General features: G+C 45.4%; 18 protein-coding genes. 3 read left to right on the top strand and 15 right to left on the bottom strand.

Annotation, left to right across the window (positions count from 1 at the left end):
- Window positions 1-2 precede the first annotated feature (2 nt).
- Both L2082_RS03795 and L2082_RS03790 read left to right on the top strand, forming a co-directional pair.
- Window positions 3-662: a riboflavin synthase gene (locus L2082_RS03795; protein WP_446007801.1), complete on the top strand. Its 660-nt coding sequence runs from the start codon at window positions 3-5 to the stop codon at window positions 660-662.
- 78 nt (window positions 663-740) lie between these two features.
- The gene (locus L2082_RS03790) at window positions 741-1,985 is read left to right on the top strand and encodes a bifunctional 3,4-dihydroxy-2-butanone-4-phosphate synthase/GTP cyclohydrolase II (RefSeq protein WP_446007802.1); all 1,245 of its coding nucleotides are present in this window, start codon (window positions 741-743) and stop codon (window positions 1,983-1,985) included.
- Between the two features lie 666 nt (window positions 1,986-2,651).
- On the opposite strand, the gene L2082_RS03785 is transcribed toward L2082_RS03790, so the two are convergent.
- The 3 genes from L2082_RS03785 to L2082_RS03775 all read right to left on the bottom strand — a co-directional run bounded on the left by L2082_RS03785 (window position 2,652) and on the right by L2082_RS03775 (window position 6,083).
- Window positions 2,652-4,073 carry an NAD(P)-dependent oxidoreductase gene (locus tag L2082_RS03785; RefSeq protein WP_446007804.1) on the bottom strand — a complete coding sequence of 474 codons (1,422 nt, stop codon included), beginning with the start codon at window positions 4,071-4,073 and terminating at the stop codon, window positions 2,652-2,654.
- A 314-nt stretch (window positions 4,074-4,387) separates the two neighbouring features.
- Window positions 4,388-5,287, bottom strand: coding sequence for a polyprenyl synthetase family protein (locus tag L2082_RS03780; protein WP_446007805.1), 900 nt, complete (start codon window positions 5,285-5,287; stop codon window positions 4,388-4,390).
- 247 nt (window positions 5,288-5,534) lie between these two features.
- Window positions 5,535-6,083 (bottom strand): YcbK family protein, encoded by a 549-nt coding sequence (locus L2082_RS03775; RefSeq protein WP_446007806.1) that lies wholly within the window; start codon window positions 6,081-6,083, stop codon window positions 5,535-5,537.
- Between the two features lie 178 nt (window positions 6,084-6,261).
- On the opposite strand from L2082_RS03775, the gene L2082_RS03770 reads away from it, so the two are divergent.
- Entirely contained in the window at window positions 6,262-6,576 is a 315-nt protein-coding gene (locus L2082_RS03770; RefSeq protein WP_446007807.1) for a hypothetical protein, read from the top strand.
- 101 nt (window positions 6,577-6,677) lie between these two features.
- Here the strand turns inward: L2082_RS03770 and L2082_RS03765 are convergent, their stop codons facing one another.
- From L2082_RS03765 to L2082_RS03710, 12 genes are all read right to left on the bottom strand, one after another.
- Window positions 6,678-7,805: a glycosyltransferase family 4 protein gene (locus L2082_RS03765; RefSeq protein ID WP_446007808.1), complete on the bottom strand. Its 1,128-nt coding sequence runs from the start codon at window positions 7,803-7,805 to the stop codon at window positions 6,678-6,680.
- A gap of 13 nt (window positions 7,806-7,818) precedes the next feature.
- Entirely contained in the window at window positions 7,819-8,850 is a 1,032-nt protein-coding gene (locus tag L2082_RS03760; protein WP_446011458.1) for an EpsG family protein, read from the bottom strand.
- 1 nt (window position 8,851) lies between these two features.
- Window positions 8,852-10,843: an asparagine synthase (glutamine-hydrolyzing) gene (gene asnB, locus L2082_RS03755; RefSeq protein ID WP_446007810.1), complete on the bottom strand. Its 1,992-nt coding sequence runs from the start codon at window positions 10,841-10,843 to the stop codon at window positions 8,852-8,854.
- Window positions 10,844-10,883: 40 nt separating this feature from the next.
- Window positions 10,884-11,345 (bottom strand): PD-(D/E)XK nuclease domain-containing protein, encoded by a 462-nt coding sequence (locus L2082_RS03750; protein WP_446007811.1) that lies wholly within the window; start codon window positions 11,343-11,345, stop codon window positions 10,884-10,886.
- A gap of 73 nt (window positions 11,346-11,418) precedes the next feature.
- On the bottom strand, window positions 11,419-12,042 hold the full coding sequence (locus L2082_RS03745; RefSeq protein WP_446007812.1) for a class I SAM-dependent methyltransferase: 624 nt from the start codon (window positions 12,040-12,042) through the stop codon (window positions 11,419-11,421).
- Window positions 11,973-12,254: a hypothetical protein gene (locus L2082_RS03740; protein ID WP_446007813.1), complete on the bottom strand. Its 282-nt coding sequence runs from the start codon at window positions 12,252-12,254 to the stop codon at window positions 11,973-11,975. The genes L2082_RS03745 and L2082_RS03740 overlap by 70 nt, the downstream gene beginning before the upstream one ends.
- A complete protein-coding gene (locus L2082_RS03735) occupies window positions 12,254-13,306 on the bottom strand; it encodes a glycosyltransferase (RefSeq protein WP_446007814.1) in 1,053 nt (350 codons plus the stop codon). Before L2082_RS03735 ends, L2082_RS03740 begins: the two co-directional genes overlap by 1 nt.
- 38 nt (window positions 13,307-13,344) lie before the next feature.
- Window positions 13,345-14,226 carry a class I SAM-dependent methyltransferase gene (locus L2082_RS03730; RefSeq protein WP_446007815.1) on the bottom strand — a complete coding sequence of 294 codons (882 nt, stop codon included), beginning with the start codon at window positions 14,224-14,226 and terminating at the stop codon, window positions 13,345-13,347.
- A gap of 120 nt (window positions 14,227-14,346) precedes the next feature.
- Window positions 14,347-15,156 (bottom strand): formyltransferase family protein, encoded by an 810-nt coding sequence (locus tag L2082_RS03725; RefSeq protein ID WP_446007816.1) that lies wholly within the window; start codon window positions 15,154-15,156, stop codon window positions 14,347-14,349.
- A 5-nt stretch (window positions 15,157-15,161) separates the two neighbouring features.
- Window positions 15,162-16,130: a polysaccharide deacetylase family protein gene (locus L2082_RS03720; RefSeq protein ID WP_446007817.1), complete on the bottom strand. Its 969-nt coding sequence runs from the start codon at window positions 16,128-16,130 to the stop codon at window positions 15,162-15,164.
- Between the two features lie 3 nt (window positions 16,131-16,133).
- Window positions 16,134-16,955 (bottom strand): glycosyltransferase family 2 protein, encoded by an 822-nt coding sequence (locus L2082_RS03715; RefSeq protein WP_446007818.1) that lies wholly within the window; start codon window positions 16,953-16,955, stop codon window positions 16,134-16,136.
- Between the two features lie 11 nt (window positions 16,956-16,966).
- A complete protein-coding gene (locus L2082_RS03710; RefSeq protein ID WP_446007819.1) occupies window positions 16,967-17,950 on the bottom strand; it encodes a polysaccharide biosynthesis protein in 984 nt (327 codons plus the stop codon).
- Between the last annotated feature and the right edge of the window lie 189 nt (window positions 17,951-18,139).

The following is an 18,139-nucleotide window of genomic DNA, read 5'->3' as shown; positions in this document are numbered from 1 at the left end:
CCATGTTTACCGGTATTATTCAGGGATTAGGAACGGTCATTGAGAAGCGGCCCTCTGGTGGTGGAATGATCTTCTGTCTGGAAGCGGGCTTTGACCTGACTGATCCGGAAGAGGGCGAGTCCATTGCGGTGAACGGGGCCTGCCTGACTGCCCGCGACATCAAAGGCCGCCGTTTCCTGGTAGATGTCTCACCGGAGAGTCTGGCCCGTACCAGCTTGGGGCAGCTGGAAGTTGGTTCCAAGGTTAATATGGAACGAGCCTTGCGACTGGCCGACCGCTTGGGCGGTCATCTGGTCAGTGGTCATGTAGACACGCTGGGGCGCATAGAGGAGCGCAAGGCAGCAGGTGATTTTACCCTGTTCACCTTTACTCTTGATGCCAGCTTATCTAAGTATATTATTGAAAAGGGTTCGATCACCATTGATGGGGTCAGTCTGACCGTGAACTCCTGTTCTGGCAATCGCTTTTCCGTGTCCATCATTCCCCATACCCTGGCAGTGACTACTCTTGGTAATCTCCGTCAAGGCAGTCAGGTCAATCTGGAAGTGGATATCATTGGGAAATACGTTGAGAAATTGCTTTCAGTACAACCCACAGGGGCAGGCACTGAAGAAAGTAAAATAAATCGGGCCTTTTTGGCAGAGCACGGATTTTTGAGATAAAAGAGATAAACGCACCACTCGGTTCAGATTGATTCAGGTGACCGGGTGTAACAACATACAGAATATTAAGTGAGCATCATGGCTGTCAGTCCTATAGAAGACGTTGTTGAAGATATCAAGGCCGGAAAAATGGTCATCCTGGTGGATGATGAGGACCGGGAAAATGAGGGTGACCTCTGTATGGCCGCTGAGTCGGTGACTCCAGAGGCTATTAATTTTATGGCGACCCACGGTCGTGGCCTGATCTGCCTGACCATGAGCCCGGATATTATTGATCAGCTGGGACTGCCCATGATGGTGCGGGATAACCAGTCGCCTTATGGAACCGGATTCACCATCAGCATTGAGGCCCGTACTGGCGTGACCACTGGTATTTCTGCGGCTGATCGGGCCAGGACCATTGAAGCTGCGGTTGCCCCAGATGCCACCCCCCGCGATATCATCAGCCCGGGCCATATTTTTCCGCTTCGTGCCCGCAAGGGTGGCGTGTTAGTGCGCACTGGTCAGACCGAGGGTTCGGTTGATCTGGCCCGTCTGGCGGGAATGCGGACTGCCGGGGTCATCTGCGAAATCATGAAGGATGACGGAACCATGGCTCGAATGCCGGATCTGGAGATATTTGCCAAAGAGCATGATCTGAAGATCGCCACTGTGGCAGACTTGGTTGCCTATCGCCTGCGTGAAGACGTGTTGGTGCATCGCGCTGTGGAATCCCGCCTGCCTACCCTGCATGCTGGCGAGTTCAAGGTCATTGCCTATACCAACGATGTTGATTCCTTTGAACATGTTGCCTTGGTGAAAGGGGAGATCAACCCGGATGAGCCTGTTATGGTGCGCGTACATTCTGAATGCCTGACCGGAGATGTGTTCGGTTCTGCCCGCTGTGATTGCGGGGCCCAGCTCCAGGCCGCCATGAGCATGGTTGAGCAGGAAGGAAGCGGAGTTATTTTATATATGCGTCAGGAAGGACGCGGGATTGGCCTGGTGAATAAACTCAGGGCCTATAATCTGCAAGACCAAGGACTGGATACAGTGGAGGCGAATGAGCATCTCGGTTTTAAACCGGATCTCCGTGATTACGGTATCGGGGCCCAGATGCTCCGCGACCTCGGGGTACGTAAGATGCGTCTGTTGACCAATAATCCCAAGAAGATTATCGGGCTGGAGGGCTATGGTTTAGAGGCTGTGGAACGCCTCCCTATTGAGGTGCTCTGTGAGTGTGAAAACATGAATTATCTCCGTTGTAAACGGGATAAAATGGGCCATATCCTGGAATTGTACGGGCAGGAGCCTGCAAATGTTTCTCTTGAGAAAGAGTCCTGAAGTAAGCAATCTCTCTTTTGTTCGACAGGGACAGGAGCAATCCTTGTCGAATGATAAGGATCTGAAGACTATACTTGTACCGCTGAGCGTTTTCATCTGCTTCAGCTTCCTCCCCCTGTAGAGAAGGCTTTGATATGGTCTCGCCGGACAGGATGATTGTTACCGCTTAATAGCTGTTTCTTAGCATAAAATATCTTATTTAACCGCACAGCCATGCGGGTTAGAAAGGTGTATTGAAAAGGTTCGAATCCTGATAGCTCTCCCTCTCACCCTCCACATCACACCCCGATTCGACATAAAATCATCGGGTATCAAACAGATCGTTTATCAAGTATCAAAAGGATCATTCATCGGGCGTAGTTTTACCGAAAAAACGGCGGTGCTTTTTATCCGATGCAGCCCGTGTCGGATTCAGGCCGTAATCCTTTGGCAACCTTAAAAAATGCTTGCCAAGATAGGCTACCAACTAATTGGAACATGATCCGCAACGACTACAGCGGCAGCTTGGTGGATGTGCTGGATGTAAAGACAGGGTAAAAGGCGGGAACAGGAGGGGATGCTGAAGGGTATGCCGAGGTGTGCTGTAGAGACGGGCAGAAACAAGGTTCTGCCCACTACATGCCTGCCGATTGAAAGGGTTTTCTGAAAAATCTCTTGAAGAATTCTTTACCAATCAACCATATAGCAGGATAAGTTCCGTCCCTCTTCAAGGTCTTTGCCTTCCATAAAACGCTGCATGGACTCGGCTGCAACCTTACCCTGATAGACCGCCTTGGCCGCAGTCTGCGGGCCGAGAACGTTGTCGCCGCCAGCGAAGATCCAGGGAACCGAGGTTTGCAGGGTTCTGGGATTGACCGTATAGGTGCCCCAGGATTCCAGCTTGAGATCTGTGCCCTTATCTGCCTCATGCTGAACTTTCTGGCTGATAGCCGGAATAATGGAGTCCGCTTCAATAATAAAGTTTGAGCCTTCCTGCATGACAGGGCGACGGCGACCGGATTCATCAGGCTCCCCCAGCTCCATTCTGACACACTGGACACCGGTGAGCTGATTGTTTTCATTGGCGAGGATCTTCACAGGAGCGGCCAGAATTTCCACCCGGACCCCTTCTTCCTCCAGATGATGGATCTCAGAACCGGAAGCTGGCATCTCTTCCTTGGTTCGCCGATAGAGGATAAACACCTCGTCAGACCCCGTTCGCAGGGCTGTTCTGGCCACATCAATAGCCACGTTGCCGCCGCCGACCACCACAACCTTTTTCCCGATATCCACGGTTTCTCCGGTCAGGACCCGTCGCAGGTAATCCACGCCGTGCAGAACGCCCTGAGTGGTGTCTTCTCCCTCAATGCCTAATTTACGGCCTTCGTGGGCACCAACGCCAATAAAGACGGAATCGTACCCGTCTTCTCGGAGTTCCTGGAGTGTCTTATCCTTTCCGATGGTCACGCCAAGTTTGATTTCGACTCCGCAGTTTTTCAGCGAGGCAAGTTCCGCACCGATAATGTCACGGGGCAGTCGATAATGAGGGATGCCCACTGAGAGCATGCCGCCAAAGACTGGAAGGGCTTCGTAGATCGTACATTTATAGCCTTGATGGGCCAGAACATGGGCGGCAGTGATCCCGGCAGGGCCGGAGCCGATAATGGCGACCTTGCGTCCGTTAGGGAGAGCGCAGTCTTTGGTCATTGCTTTTTTATTGGCGACCATCCAATCGGTGAGATACCGTTCCAGCATACCTATAGCCACCGGTTCGCCCTTTTTTCCCCGAATACAGCTTCCTTCGCATTGAAATTCATGAGGACAGACACGGGAACAGACAGAAGGCATGGTGCTGGTTTCCCGTACCTTCCAATAGGCCTCCTCGAATTTTTTTTCCCGAAGCAAGGCTATGAATCCCGGAATATCATTACGGATTGGGCAACCATCCACACAGGCTGGCTTTTTGCATTGCAAACAGCGCTGCGCCTCAAGTATTGCTGTTGCTTCATCATAGCCCGCAGTTACTTCCTTGAAATTTGTTATGCGCTCAGCTGGATCAAGTTCCTGCGGATGTTGCCGGGGAATAGCCATTCGTTCTGCCGGTTTCATTGCACCTCCTACTCCTCTGCTTTCTTTTAAAGTGGCTGGGGAGGCGACCAAGCTTCCCGTCAATTTTGATAATATATTGTCCTGGCCTTGCTGGGCCGGGACAGGCTTTGTTCAGGTCTCAATACTAAAAACGACTAATTATAACCATACTCTATGGATAGGGCAAGATTTTGTCAGTCTGATAGCCAGAAAGCATAATACTTTTTTGTGTAAAAAGCAGTAACTAATTACAATTATGTCAAGAAGAAATCCACCCTGACTTTTCATGTAATATTTCGAAAATAATATATTAAATGTTTGACAGGGCATTTGGCTCAACATGTTCTGTCGAAAATATACTGCGCTAAAGCTCGCAAAGGTTCTGCTCGCTCATCAAAGGAAGAAAGAGCTTCCTTGGCTGTGTGTACAGCCTCTTTTGCTAATGCCTGGGTTTGTTTCGTGCCAAAAAAGGCTGGATAGGTGGCTTTCCCCTGTTCAGCATCTGTACCGGCTGTTTTTCCTAACTGTTCTGTGGAGGCAGTCACGTCAAGCAGATCATCAACAATCTGGAAGGCTAAACCCACTGCATCTCCGTAGCGGGTCAATGCATCAAGTTGTATGGGATCGGCCTGGGCAGCAAGGGCACCCATACGAACCGCTGCTGTAATCAGGGCTCCGGTTTTAGAGCGATGAATGGTTTTGAGCTGCTCAAAGGGAATGTTTTGTTCTTCGCTGGTGATATCCAGGTGCTGCCCCCCCACCATTCCGTGGGAGCCTGCTGCATGGGCTAAGGTTGCGATGAGCTGTAAGCGGGTTGCCGGGGGCGGGCCAGGAAGGTCTGGATTACTGAGCAGAGAAAAGGCATGGGTCAACAGGCCGTCACCAGCAAGGATGGCCTCGGCTTCACCAAATTTTTTATGACAGGTGGGCTGCCCCCGGCGGAGATCGTCGTTGTCCATTGCAGGCAGATCATCATGGATTAAGGAGTAGGTGTGGATGCATTCAAGGGCACAGGCTGCGGGCAGGAGTTGTTCTTCGATGTCTGAAGAGGTGCAAACTGCTCGTCCTGCTGCAAGGCAGAGAATAGGCCTGATCCTTTTTCCGCCAACAAAAAGACTATAGCGCATGGATTCAATATGAGCAGAGAAAGAACCTTGCTCTTGTATCATATAGCGTTGCAAACCTTTTTCGACTATGTGGCGTTGTTGTTTGAGGTAGTGCTGAATATCAACCATTTTTTATGCGTTGTCTCACAGGCAGAACAAGGAGGGGGAAAGGGAGCACTATAAACAATTATAATCCCTCCCTATTTTTCAGGGAGGGATAAGGAATGTAACACCAAGTATTCTCCCTGTATGCCCAGTGCTGGGTAGGGGCGAATTTCTGTGCTCGCCCTTATCTATCGGGCAGGCACAGAGCCTGCCCCTACATGCACTGAAAACAGGGACTTATTTTTTGAAAAATACCTGATACGTACGAAGGCTACCAAGAACGGACACGACCGGTATCAAGATGCACAAAATTTGATTTTGCATAATACCCTACGCCACCGGATTTGAGCGAGATAGCACAGTCCCGGACGGTTTTGGTTTTTTCGCCGGTGATACGCACATCAATGGCCTGGCCCTTCATGTGGAGGCTGCGTTTAGCAACACCATTGCTTTTGTTGCGCAGTTGCTGGTTGGTTTTTGGCGACCGATAGCCGGAAATAACTTCGTATGGACTGTTACAGCACAATTCTTTTTGTACTGCCCAGAGGATATCAAGGATACCAGGATCAATAGGATGCTCCTCACAGGTTCGGAAATCACGGAGATAGGTGTTTATCTTGGCCAGGGCCTCCAGATCATATTCACCAGATTTTGCATAGGTGATATTAAGGCGTTCCTGAGTATGGGTATGATAAAATGCTAAGGTTCTTGTTTTTTCAGGGTTAGAAGGGGGGATATTAGCCCAAGCCGGAGTAGCTTGGGCAAGATAAAGCCCCACAGCAGCCTTTGCTCCCGTGGTCAGAAAAGAACGTCTATTCATAATCCACTCCTTTGCTTGTTTTTTTTGGTATGAGCCATGTTGATGATCGTATAATGCTGTATGTTCTAAACAGATTGAAATAATGAATAATCTCTTTATTAAAAGGTATATTTTCTCTCCTGTCAATACTCTTTCTTACTCTTGCACAAAGAAAATATGGTGGCTTGGAACTCTTCGTATGAAGAGAGTTGCCGAGGTTACTTTTATTTTGGTATTGCCTTATTTAAAGGAAGAGGTGAATCGTGGCACAGGCTTTGATCATCTGCCCATGTGTCAGATTGGTCATCTGCCGACCACGGATCCTGCTGAAATTGATCCGGTCAGAGCCTCGGTGGCCAGGGGCCGGGTGCCCGTAGCCTTTTGGGATGAGTTCGGCTACCTTCGCTTCCTTCTGCGGCCCGTATCCATGCCAATTGGCGGGTTGAGTTGGAACGGCGGATTGATCATGTTCGGAAGTCTTCCGGGTTGCACACCAGTATGGAGCGTTATCTGAAAATTGGATATCAGTAAGCCCTGCATCCTGCATCATTTTCAAGATCTGCTGTTGGGTAAAACGTTGGGGGAAAAGAGGTCTGACGCCGATTTATTCCTGTTTTACACCATTATACCAAGGGAGCGGTAGATCTTCCAGGTCTGATGAAAAACTATTTCCTGGGCAAACTCCTTCTGCACTTTTTTCCGGCCCGCCCTGCCGAATTGCACGCATTTTTCAGGGTGATCAAGAAGGTAAGCAATGTTTTCCGCTAAGGCAGAAGCGTTGTGAATCGGCACAAGAAAACCATTTTTTTCATGTTCCACGACTTCCCGACAACCAGGCGCATCAGTGGTAATAATGGGCAGCCCCATAGCAGCGGCTTCCAACAGACCACGAGGGGTTCCTTCTCTCCAGCTTGGCAAGACCATAAGATCAACCTTACTCATCAATTCTTGCATATTCTCCACATGCCCGAGCACCGTAACCAGGCCATTGTTCTGCCACTTCTTTATCTCTTGTTCCGGGACAGCACTGGGATTCCCCGGATCTGCGGCCCCGGCAAGGAAAAATTCAATCTCATCAGCACGAGGCGTGAGAAGTTGGGCAGTCTCGACATACTCCCTGATGCCCTTTTCCCACAACAGACGTGCTGCCAGTAAAACCCGAAATTTCCCCTCACGTTCCTTCTTCACAGGGACGAAAAGCCGGGTATCAACGCCAGAGCCTTGAATTATTGAAATACGCTCCGGCCTGACCAGTTTATGCTGAAGGAATAAATCCCTGTCATCAGAATTCTGGAGAATTAAACGACTTTCTTTGCCTTGTAAGGCCAACCGCAGCAACCCTTTAACCAGTGGACGAAGAATTCTGGCTCGGAGAGACTGACTGATAAAGATATGTCCTAACCCGGTGACAGCATGAATTCTTTTTTTGATGCCGACTGCCTGGGCAGCCAATGCGCCATAGACCACGCTTTTAATAGTGAAATTATGCACAACATCGGGCTGTTCCTTCCTGTATATTGAACAGATATAGCGAAGCAATTGAAATTCACGAAAGGGATTAAGGCTCCGCCGGTTCATGGGCAGGGGAAGCCAGCGGAATCCTTCTGCTTTGATTCGTGCGCCGTACTCACCGGGTGGTGACATCATAATCACCTCAGCCCCTTGCTCACAAAGAAAGCGAGCTAATCCGAGCCGGAAATTATAGAGATACCAATCCGTATTGGCGAAAAAAATGATTTTCATGAACCGAAGCAGGTTATTGAAAAAGAATATTCCGATACGGAACCCAATACCGGGCATGGGTAGCAAAATTCAGCCAGACAAGGAGAACAGCCCCATAGCCGAGTACAATCCAGGTCGTCATTGTGTCAGGATCGTACTCTTTTTGGGCAAGAAAGGGGAGACGGGAAAAAACAACTACCTGCAGGGGTGTAAGGTACAGGGCCATACGATCTACCGCTGTAGAGGCAAAATTAACCAGCACAACACAAGCGAGCGCTGCCCAAGCCATCCAAAACCAAAGTAAAGCATTCGGATACACCCGCTTCCATTGTTTCCAATATTTCAGGAGAAAAAAAGCAGCAACCGCATTCATTGCAACCCGAATAACAGCTCCCTGTGAAAACATCTGTTGCTCAACATAGGCACTCCAAAGGTGCGCAGATGACTGCTCTACAAAGGTATTCCACAGACCAACTGTCAGTAGCCCGACTGCAAGCACGCGGAACAGCCACCCTCTTTGATAGAGAAACATTCCCAATGGTGCCATAATGACTGCTGTTTTATGAAACAGAACTGCAAGGCCAATAAAGAACAAATAAAAAATAAATCGTCCTTTCTCAAGATAGGCGAGCCCCCAGAAGATAAAACCAAGTGCCACACCTTGGCGAGTATAGCCCATTGCCACAACAACAACCACATACGGCACTGCAACCGCAAAGCCAAGCCAAGAACGATACAGCCCTCGACAAAAAACTACCAATCCAGTGGTGAAAATCAAGCCGCAGACAAAATTAACCCCATAAATTTTCCAACCCCACTGTGCCATCAGACGATTCAACAGGACATAGCCCGGATCACCAGTTATGGGATCAGTAAAGGCTCGTCCAATCTCTCTATCATAATACGGGAGATAATTATTCCAATCGCCACCAACATGAAATCGAAAACCAATACTGATTGTAAAAAAGAGTCCCAATAACAGCCAGGGGGGCCAGGAGCGTTCTCGTGAACTGTTTGACAAGGCTACAAAGGCAGGGATCGCATACATAAGCCAATAGGGCCACATTTTAGCTCTTCTCCTTTTGCGTTTCAAGCCAGGCCTGAAACATCAGGACTGACCATAAGGAATGTTCCCAATGACGTTTTCCATTTATATGTTCCAGCCATTTTTTCCGAATCGGTTCAGGACGAAAATATCCTTCTTGGGATAAACGGACAGGATCCAGTAAATCCTCAGCCCAAGCACGTAAAGGCCTGCGTAACCAGTCGCCCAGAGGGAGGGCAAACCCCTGCTTTGGCCGTTCAATGAGTTCACGGGGCACGTATTTATACAATATCTGGCGCAAGGCCCATTTCCCCTGCTTATTGCGAATCTTCATATGCAGAGGTAGTTGCCAGGCCAGCTCCACGACCCGATGGTCCAGAAAAGGCACCCTGGTCTCAAGACTGTTGCCCATGGCAGCCCTGTCCACCTTGCATAAGATATCATCCGGTAAGTAGGTCATAGCATCAAGATACATCATGCGCTCTTCAATCCGATCCAGTTGCGGCCAGCTCTCCTGGCTCATAAGAAGCGTTGCAGGCTCTTTGCTGTTAGCAACTATATCTTCAGGCCTTCTCCACTCTGCAACCAGACTCAGGTAAAATTCATCAATATTCCGAACATCCAGTAATCGTTGACCGAGTTTTTGGAGCTTTTCTCCTGCCAAAGCTATCGGTATTCTACGGGTAATCCCCTGCTGTGCCGCCAACGCATGGTTTTGAGATATCAGGAGAAGCAGACGACAGATCCGCTGCCGGAGTCCATAGGGTAGCCAACCTATTTTTTTCCAGATCTTCGGTGCCCAGAGATACCGGTTATACCCACCAAAAAGCTCATCCCCACCATCACCGGACAAGGCTACTGTAACATATTGCCGAGCCATTTGCGCCACCAAAAAAGTCGGAATCTGCGATGAATCGGCAAAGGGTTCATCATACAATGTTGGCAGTTGCGGAATGATATCAATGGCCTGAGAGGCAGTGAGGTACAACTCAGTATGATCGGTCTGGAGATGTTCAGCAACAGCCTTTGCATAAATCGCTTCGCTATAGCCTTTTTCAGTAAAACCTATGCTAAAGGTTTTTACAGGTTGCATTGCCTGAGACTGCATCAAAGCGACAATCAGCGAAGAATCCACGCCACCGGACAAAAAGGCACCCAAGGGCACATCGGCAAGGGACTGCATTTGAACCGATTGCATCAAGGCATCTTCAAGAAAGGATAAGGTTTCCCGGTCGTCAAGCAGCAACCCCTGCTCCTTCTTGTTGATCGAATCATGTAACGACCAATACCGTTGCAGAGTCCAGTCGCTCTCTTGGCTGGGAGCATGGGGAGCAAGGTCCGGACAGGTATATCTGTCTGAGGAATTCAGGGTCAACATACAGCCCGGTTCCAGCTTATATATGTCTTGATAAATCGAGTATGGTGCTGGAATATACAAATAGCGGAGATAAAGGGAAAGTACATCCCTTGCGATGGAGTTGGTGAAATCAGGATAACGACGCAGGGCCTTTAACTCAGAGGCAAAGAGAAAATTACCATTGCACCAGCCGTAGTACAGGGGTTTTTCGCCCATTCTGTCACGAGCAAGGGTGAGCTGCCTCTCTTTCCGATCCCAGACAGCAAGGGCAAACATGCCTACAAAACTTTGCAGACTTTTTTTTATTCCCCACGTCTCAAAATAGGCAAGCAGGGTTTCGGTGTCGGAATGACCCTGCCATGCTCTTTGCTCTTTTTCGTCATCCTCAAGTTGTTTTCGTAAAATAAGATGGTTGTATACCTCACCGTTAAACACAATGACATAGCGCCCCGAGCCGGAATGCATGGGCTGATGCCCTGATGGTGAGAGGTCGATTACAGCCAACCGCCTGTGGCCCAAGGCGACCCCGCAGTCCTGATCCAGCCAGCTGCCGCTATCATCAGGACCACGGTGCCGGAGAGCATCAGTCATCTGTTGCACAAACCGGTCACTATCGTCATTACAATGACGTGAAATGCAGCCTGTAATTCCGCACATATTTAATCAGAACTGGTTTTGGTTGAAATCTCGGTGATATTTATGTGGTTATAGTTTCCACTTCAAATCCCACCACCGTGCGCTGCTTGCGGCTGAATTCCACGCCAATTAAATGAATCGGCTGACCGCGATATTTTTCTGCGTAACCGCGTTCCTTGATTTGCGCTAAAACGAGGCCTTCGGGCACTAATTCGATGACTTTGAACTCGAACAGATAAACCTGCTGATTAAAACGCACCGCCATATCCAGACGGCCCTTATTACTGCTTTCTTCCAGAACAATATCAAGTCCCAGGGAGGCGAAATATGCATAAAAAACGATGGCGTAATAACCTTCGTAGTGGGCAATAGGATTATTGCGGTACCAATCGTTGGGAATATTCGCAAAAAAGGTCGCCATCAAGTGGTGTATGCCATTAAAATCATTGGCTTGGAGCAATTGGCCTAAGCGTTGTTTATTGTCAAGCAGCGACGGTTGCGCCGGAGTCCAGGCTTTTAACAAATATGTGTTTGCCCTGGTATACCGGGCAGACACGCAGGTCTGCCCCTACAGCCCTTGACCGAAAACGGGATATTTATTTTCTGCTGCGTCCCTTAATCACCACCGCACACCAAAACGGCGCTTTATCCGAAAAACGTATATCGACTAATCCCGCCGCTTGCATCATGTCAGCAATTTGTTGGCGCGTAAATCGTTGTTCGAGTGGCGTACCAAATCTATCACGCGCGTCGGTTCGCATGGTGTAGAAACTATGAATTCGGTAATAAGACAAGGGAATACTGTTGACATCAATTCCGAAATATTCGAGCAGTAAACTTGTTTTGGCAAGGGGCCAATAAACCACCGTCGCAATAATATCCGTGACAATGTGTTTCAAACTAGCTGGCAGACGAAAAATCACTCGTCTAGTCCAATCAGATAGTTTCCACAGTCCTCTAAACCACCAGGGGCGATTGTCGAAGGCATAATAGAGGTAAAGTAATAATGGTGCGCCAGGTTTTAAGAGTTCCACGCAGGATTGAATGGCTGCTTGCGTATCTGGAACGTGGTGTAATACACCCAGCGAATACCCAAAATCTTGACTGTCTGCTTGTAATCCCGATGCATCTACCGACGCTTGATGAAAGACTATATTTTCATACTCAGACAAAGTTTGCCAGGCCACATCAATTGCACTGGAAGGGTCAATACAGTGCATAGCCCCACCCGTGGCGCGACCCAATATGCCCAGCGACCGCTACCACAACCCATATCAAAACCTTCGGCATTTGCTGGTAATGTTTCCCAAGGAAAGGCAGCGAAATACTCACCAAATACTTTGCGGGCTTCGTCTTTGGTCATGCCGGACTGGTCAAAACGTGCCCATTCGTCGCCAAAGCTTGCTACGGTTTTGGGGTCTATATTATTCATTAACAAATGGATCCTTGGATGGCGTTCGTCAAAATTGGCAAATTACGCTGTAACGAATACTCGGTTTCAATGCGCAAGCGGGCTTGTATGCCCATTGTATCACGCTGGCCGGGGTTATCGCGCAGCGTGCGCAAAGCATGGAGCCATTGCTCGGTATCTTCGGCGAAAAAGCCGCAGTTTTCTTGGACAACGTCACGATTAGCACCGACAGGCGAAGCAATGACCGGCACGCCGCAGGCCATGTATTGAATGAGTTTGAAAGCACATTTGCCGCGTGCCCAATCCGTATCAGGCAAGGGCATAATACCTACGTCAAAACGGTTGATGTGGAAAATTTCCGTATCCTCGCGCCAAGGCATTTCTATCACCTGGACATTGGGAATGACCGGTGCCCGCCCGCCGATGACTATAAATTGCACTGGCGATTCTTTTCCCAACAAAGACAAGGCTTGTACTACTTGAGTCAAGTATTCAGACGTAGACGGCGAACCTATCCAGCCCACAGTAAATACATCTGTAGACTTTTGTGGCTTGACGACATAGCGCTCGGTATCGACAACTGTCGGTAACAATACGACATTGGGATTTAATGACTGGGCATATTCGGCTAATGTTTGATTACCGGCAGTTACCACAGTTGCGCGGCGGATGACGGCATCGAACTTGTTTTTGAGTAAAGGAGAAACAGCACGGAACCGACTGGATTGATATTTCAAATAAAAAGCATCATCAAAGTCGTAAATATATGGAATTTGCAATAAGTTACTCTCAAACAATCCTGGCAGCAAAGGAAATATCTCGCAATGGACAATTACACATTGACAGTTACGTTGTCTGGCAAGCAAGCCCAGTCTTTTTACGCCTGACTGTAGCATGTTTACCCACGGAACGCCTTGCCCACTAAACCGACGAGTCAGGTAGGCATCATTGAGCAGGCTGTTGATCTGCAATTGAATCTCTTGGGTATTGAGGCCGGGTATATATTGCAGCAGGCGGTAGCGTGTGCTAGCGGCCAGGGGGCCGTAGAGTGCGAGACCCAAAACATCTATCATGATAAATTACAATCTTATAAACATGAATTATTATCCTGTTACTTTTTGAGATAGTAGGCTTTCAAAGTATCTCCTGTTCCGCTTATAGTTAGCACATAATTGGCTATATTTTTTAGATATCTTCCTTTGCCGGAGGATAAACGTTCACGGACAATATTGTTTTCTGTCATAGATTGGACTCTACTCGTTTTTTGCTGCTCTACTTTTCTAAATAAATCTTTAATCCTGGAAATATCTATGCCCGTTGTCAGAACCTTTTTCTCAACCAAATCATATTGAGACAATAAAAGTCTTATGCTTTTTTTTGTATAGAATGCCAAGTGTTCAGGATATCCTAATATCCTAAAATTTTTTCTTTCAAAATACCGCATAATCGAGTTAAAATTTGGCGTTGTTAAATAAAAAAGTCCGCCTGCTCTTAATGGACTAATTGAGTTATAAATCAACTTTTTGGGTTGATTAACATGCTCTAGCACTTCAAATGAAGTAACACAATCAAATTTGACATCGCCAAATGAGTCACCAGAAAATTCACCCGGCCACATAGTTATACCCGCATCCTCGCATAATTTTATAGCAGCAGGAGAATATTCACTGCCGTAAACATTCCATCCACGTTCCCTCGCTGCAATCAAAAAATCACCTTGCCCGCAACCTACGTCTAATATATTACTATTTTTTCTAAATGGCTCAAAATAATCTAGCAGCTTTTCAAAGCTTAATTTTGTTGCAACTGAAAGCGGTTTTCTTCCGCTATAACTATATGTATTATAATGATCGGTTAGCTCTTGTTCTGAAGGCACACGTTTATCAAAAACTAAACCACATTGGCTGCACAACAGTAACTCGCTGCAATATAGCCATTTGTTATCACTTATAGTAGCCGCATTACATAGAGGACAGTTAGAATGATTTTTCATACCGGATCAATATTTTCCTGCACAACAACACTTTGCTTACAATATGTCCTACATACAAACAGTATAGTTTCCGCGCTAAATATTTATAAATGTTTCATAAAATTTGTATACTCATTGGTTTCACTGTGACTTAATTGTCACCACAGGTAATGACAACTTTTCTTGTTTTGGAGTAAATAAATAAAAATAAATTAATGCCCTTATTATAGCCCATGTGTTCCATTCACGAGTATAAAACGTTAATCCTGATGCAATATTATCTTGAACAGTATTTTTAACATCGTGACATCCTTTTTCAATTATATTATTTATACATTCAATATACAATGTATGAGCATATTGAAATTGCCTTATATATAAATCACTTATTGATTTGCAATCTGATATGTCTGTTTGCAAAGTAGAGATAATGTTCCCTGAATCTATCCCTGAATCTATCCACATTACAGTATTGCCAATTAAGTCAGGTCTACCTATACTTAGGCACCAATTTGTACAGTTTGGACCTCCGTTAATATAAGGCGATAATCCTGTATAAAAATTAATAATAATTTGAGCAGGAAGCATTCCAATGGTTGATTTTTTAAGAAGATCTGTTCCAGAAATTGCAACCAAATCAGGTTGTTCGTTTTTAAAATAATTTAGAATAATCTTTGAATTTGCAGATTCAACAGCAACGCCTCTATCCTGTTGTACATCTGTTTTACAATTAACCGAATAGTAATTATTAACATCTCTCCACGCATTGGAAAAAACATGACCAACAATTCTACGAACGATTTTTTGTATCAATGCATAAGCACTATATTTTTTATTGAGGCATGAATTTGATGAGATAAAAATCTTATCAATCTTAATGCCATTCTGGCAGAATTTATCAATAAGGGCTAAGTGAACAGGATGTTCCCCAATAATTAATGCAACTTTCATAATAATTATTTATTCAGTATTCCACTGGCTCTAACTCTCGCTTCTGCAAGACTATTAGCATAAAAAGTAATTCTATTATATTCAGAATTCTTGGCAGAGTTTTTTAATTCATTTACAAGTAAAATATACTTTACCCCCTCTTTATACAAAAAATCAATCATATCTTTTCTGTAACTACCATTAGGAAATGCATATATATCGGAAGATATATTATTTTCATCGAACACATCTCGAGACTTAAAAAAATCTTCTTTAAAATAATCATAAGATTGAAATGCCATAGATTCGTGACTATAGGAATGGTTGCCCAGCTCAACTAATTTCGAGAGATTGTTTACATCAGCAGCCGACATCATTTTAGTCTCTTCTTTACAATCATCAATTAACCTTTGAAGTCTCCCATCAGAATTATTTAAAATTTTTTCTCGACTTTCTATGGATCTCATCTTTAGATAATTTAATACTTCGATATCCCATAATGCTCTTCTTTTCAAAGGGCTTACTGTTGGTGTAAAACCAGATATTTCAATATATTCTGCTGTACTATCGTCAATACACCTCAATGCATCAGAAAGACAAATAGTAAATGGTGGTACCTGAGTTTTAAGCGAATATCCAATGAGATTTAAATTGCACTTAATATTGTTACTCTTAATGACAGGAAGAACATTCTCTATAAAATTAAAGCAGCCATCATCAAATGACAAAATCATTTTCGGCTTAGAGCAATTCAAAAACTCAGGATCTTCCAAATCTTGGAAATGTAATATCTCAAAGTTTATTTTTAACCATTTGCACAAGTCATCAAAAATAGAGACATCAAGACAATTTTCCACTTTATTTTTTATATTTATGGCATGCAAATTCAATACAATTAAAGTGTCAGATGAGTATAATTTTGTCCTTAACAGTGGGAACTTGAAGCTGTCAAAAAAATAAAACAAATATTCTTTAGCAGAGTCTCTAGTATTCAACAATTAAGCCCTCAAAATTTGGAAAAAAGACTTAAACGATTTTCGTTTAGAAATTCTCAACCATGATAAAAACATAATTTTAGCAAGCCTTATCTTAACTGCACATACTTGTAAACGAGTAAGCTCAATTTTCTTTAACTCTTTAATAAGAAAGAAATACCCATTCTGTAACTTTTCAAGGTCAGCCATTGCTGATAAATGCCCTCTCCTGTAGGAGCAAATATTTGAATCAATACTGCCTATATAAGCATTCTTTTTAAAAGCAAGTGTAATATAGAATAACCAATCTTCAGCATGTGTCATTGATTCACTAAACCTAACGTCTCCAAGAAGATCGCTTCTGAAAAATAAAAAAATACCAATAAATGCACTTGCATCAAGTGAAAGTATTTTATATTTAAGATAACCGGTGTATCCAGGTTGATCAATTTTAATCAATTTCGACATATTTTTATCTTTTACTAAACATCTCCCTAAAGCAATGTCAACATTTGAATGAGTAACTAGATAGTTAGCTCTGTCCATAATGCTATTTGCAGTAAGCGTATCATCAGCATCCAGAAAAGTTATAAATTTTCCCTGCACTATATCCAAAGCAACATTACGAGCAGCACTGACTCCCTTGTTTTTCTGCTTGATTACTCTAATTCTTGAATCAACAAGTGTATCTAAATATACCTGCGTTCCATCTGTGCTCCCATCGTTGACAATTATTAATTCCCAGTTTTGCCAAGTTTGCTGAATCACCGAGTGGACAGCCTCTTCAATATAACGTTCAGCGTTATAAGCAGGCATGATAATGCTAACCAAGGGTTCCGATTGCATTCCATTAAACCTCATATGTCAGTAAATTCAAAAACAAGTTGCCGAAGCTGATCCACCGTCAACCACTCTGAATTATTGCCTGAACTATATTCAAAACCTGGCTCTACCGCGCTAGTCCCTTGTTGAGAACAAAACTCTTCAGCAGTCCACTTGCCCTCTAGCGGACAAACTATGTACCGATTACCCAACCGAACTGTGCGCTCGGATTCATAAGCACCAACCATGGTTTCGTGCAGTTTTTCTCCCGGCCTGATGCCCACAACACGCTGCTCAATGCCCGGCGCAATGGCTTCGGCAACATCGGTAATGCGGTATGAGGGGGAAATAGGGACAATGATTTCGCCACCCCAACCGTGTTCGATAGCAAACAGGATAAGTTCAAGCCCTTCTTGCATGGTGATACTAAAACGCGTCATGCCCGAATCCGTGATAGGCAAATAGCCTTCGGTCTTTTTTTGCAGAAAAAACGGTACCACGGAACCTTTGCTGCCGAACACATTGGCATATCTAACCAGCGAAAACTTGGTATCGTATTTTGCGTTGGCATCAAGAAACAGCTTTTCCAGAAAAAGTTTAGACGCGCCATAGGTATTGATGGGAGACACCGCTTTATCGGAGGACAAGGCCACCACACGCTCGACACCATTGATAACCGCAGCATCAACTACATTTTGCGTGCCTAAAATATTGGTCTTGGCACATTCGACAGGGTTATTTTCGCTCTCTGGCACATGCTTCATCGCGGCTGTGTGGACAATGACATTCACATCTTTGCAGGCCATGATGATGCGTTCCCGATCCCGCACGTCGCCTAAGATATAACGTACAGGATATTGCGATGGGGGAAAACGCTTGGTCATATCATAATGTTTTTGCTCATCGCGTGAAAAAACGTTAATACGCCGAATATCGGGATAGGTTTTGAGCAAATGCGGCAATAGAGCTTGGCCTACGGTTCCCGTGCCACCGGTGATGAGGATGCTGTAATCATTCATAATGTTAATCTGTGTGTTAATGCCTGGTACCATACCATGTTCTTTGGCTCCTCCTACTTCAGCAGCAATTCAGAGCCTAAACTTTTTTCAATATGAGAATAGCGCAATGAGAAATTTTGGGCGCAACTATCCCGCCTCTTCAATTTAGACATGTTTGAAAAGTTAGGTTACCCTCTGGTTGTTTGTTTT

Source organism: Candidatus Electrothrix sp. (genome assembly GCF_052785085.1).
This window is presented reverse-complemented; position numbering and strand designations above follow the sequence as displayed.

Excerpts from the sequence above, each read along its gene's own strand:
- L2082_RS03795 (WP_446007801.1), top strand. The coding sequence starts at position 3 with ATGTTTACCGGTATTATTCAGGGATTAGGAACGGTCATTGAGAAGCGG.
- L2082_RS03790 (WP_446007802.1), top strand. The coding sequence starts at position 741 with ATGGCTGTCAGTCCTATAGAAGACGTTGTTGAAGATATCAAGGCCGGA.
- L2082_RS03785 (WP_446007804.1), bottom strand. The coding sequence starts at position 4,073 with ATGAAACCGGCAGAACGAATGGCTATTCCCCGGCAACATCCGCAGGAA.
- L2082_RS03780 (WP_446007805.1), bottom strand. The coding sequence starts at position 5,287 with ATGGTTGATATTCAGCACTACCTCAAACAACAACGCCACATAGTCGAA.
- L2082_RS03775 (WP_446007806.1), bottom strand. The coding sequence starts at position 6,083 with ATGAATAGACGTTCTTTTCTGACCACGGGAGCAAAGGCTGCTGTGGGG.
- L2082_RS03770 (WP_446007807.1), top strand. The coding sequence starts at position 6,262 with ATGAAGAGAGTTGCCGAGGTTACTTTTATTTTGGTATTGCCTTATTTA.
- L2082_RS03765 (WP_446007808.1), bottom strand. The coding sequence starts at position 7,805 with ATGAAAATCATTTTTTTCGCCAATACGGATTGGTATCTCTATAATTTC.
- L2082_RS03760 (WP_446011458.1), bottom strand. The coding sequence starts at position 8,850 with ATGTGGCCCTATTGGCTTATGTATGCGATCCCTGCCTTTGTAGCCTTG.
- asnB (WP_446007810.1), bottom strand. The coding sequence starts at position 10,843 with ATGTGCGGAATTACAGGCTGCATTTCACGTCATTGTAATGACGATAGT.
- L2082_RS03745 (WP_446007812.1), bottom strand. The coding sequence starts at position 12,042 with ATGCACTGTATTGACCCTTCCAGTGCAATTGATGTGGCCTGGCAAACT.
- L2082_RS03740 (WP_446007813.1), bottom strand. The coding sequence starts at position 12,254 with ATGAATAATATAGACCCCAAAACCGTAGCAAGCTTTGGCGACGAATGG.
- L2082_RS03735 (WP_446007814.1), bottom strand. The coding sequence starts at position 13,306 with ATGATAGATGTTTTGGGTCTCGCACTCTACGGCCCCCTGGCCGCTAGC.
- L2082_RS03730 (WP_446007815.1), bottom strand. The coding sequence starts at position 14,226 with ATGAAAAATCATTCTAACTGTCCTCTATGTAATGCGGCTACTATAAGT.
- L2082_RS03725 (WP_446007816.1), bottom strand. The coding sequence starts at position 15,156 with ATGAAAGTTGCATTAATTATTGGGGAACATCCTGTTCACTTAGCCCTT.
- L2082_RS03715 (WP_446007818.1), bottom strand. The coding sequence starts at position 16,955 with ATGCAATCGGAACCCTTGGTTAGCATTATCATGCCTGCTTATAACGCT.
- L2082_RS03710 (WP_446007819.1), bottom strand. The coding sequence starts at position 17,950 with ATGAATGATTACAGCATCCTCATCACCGGTGGCACGGGAACCGTAGGC.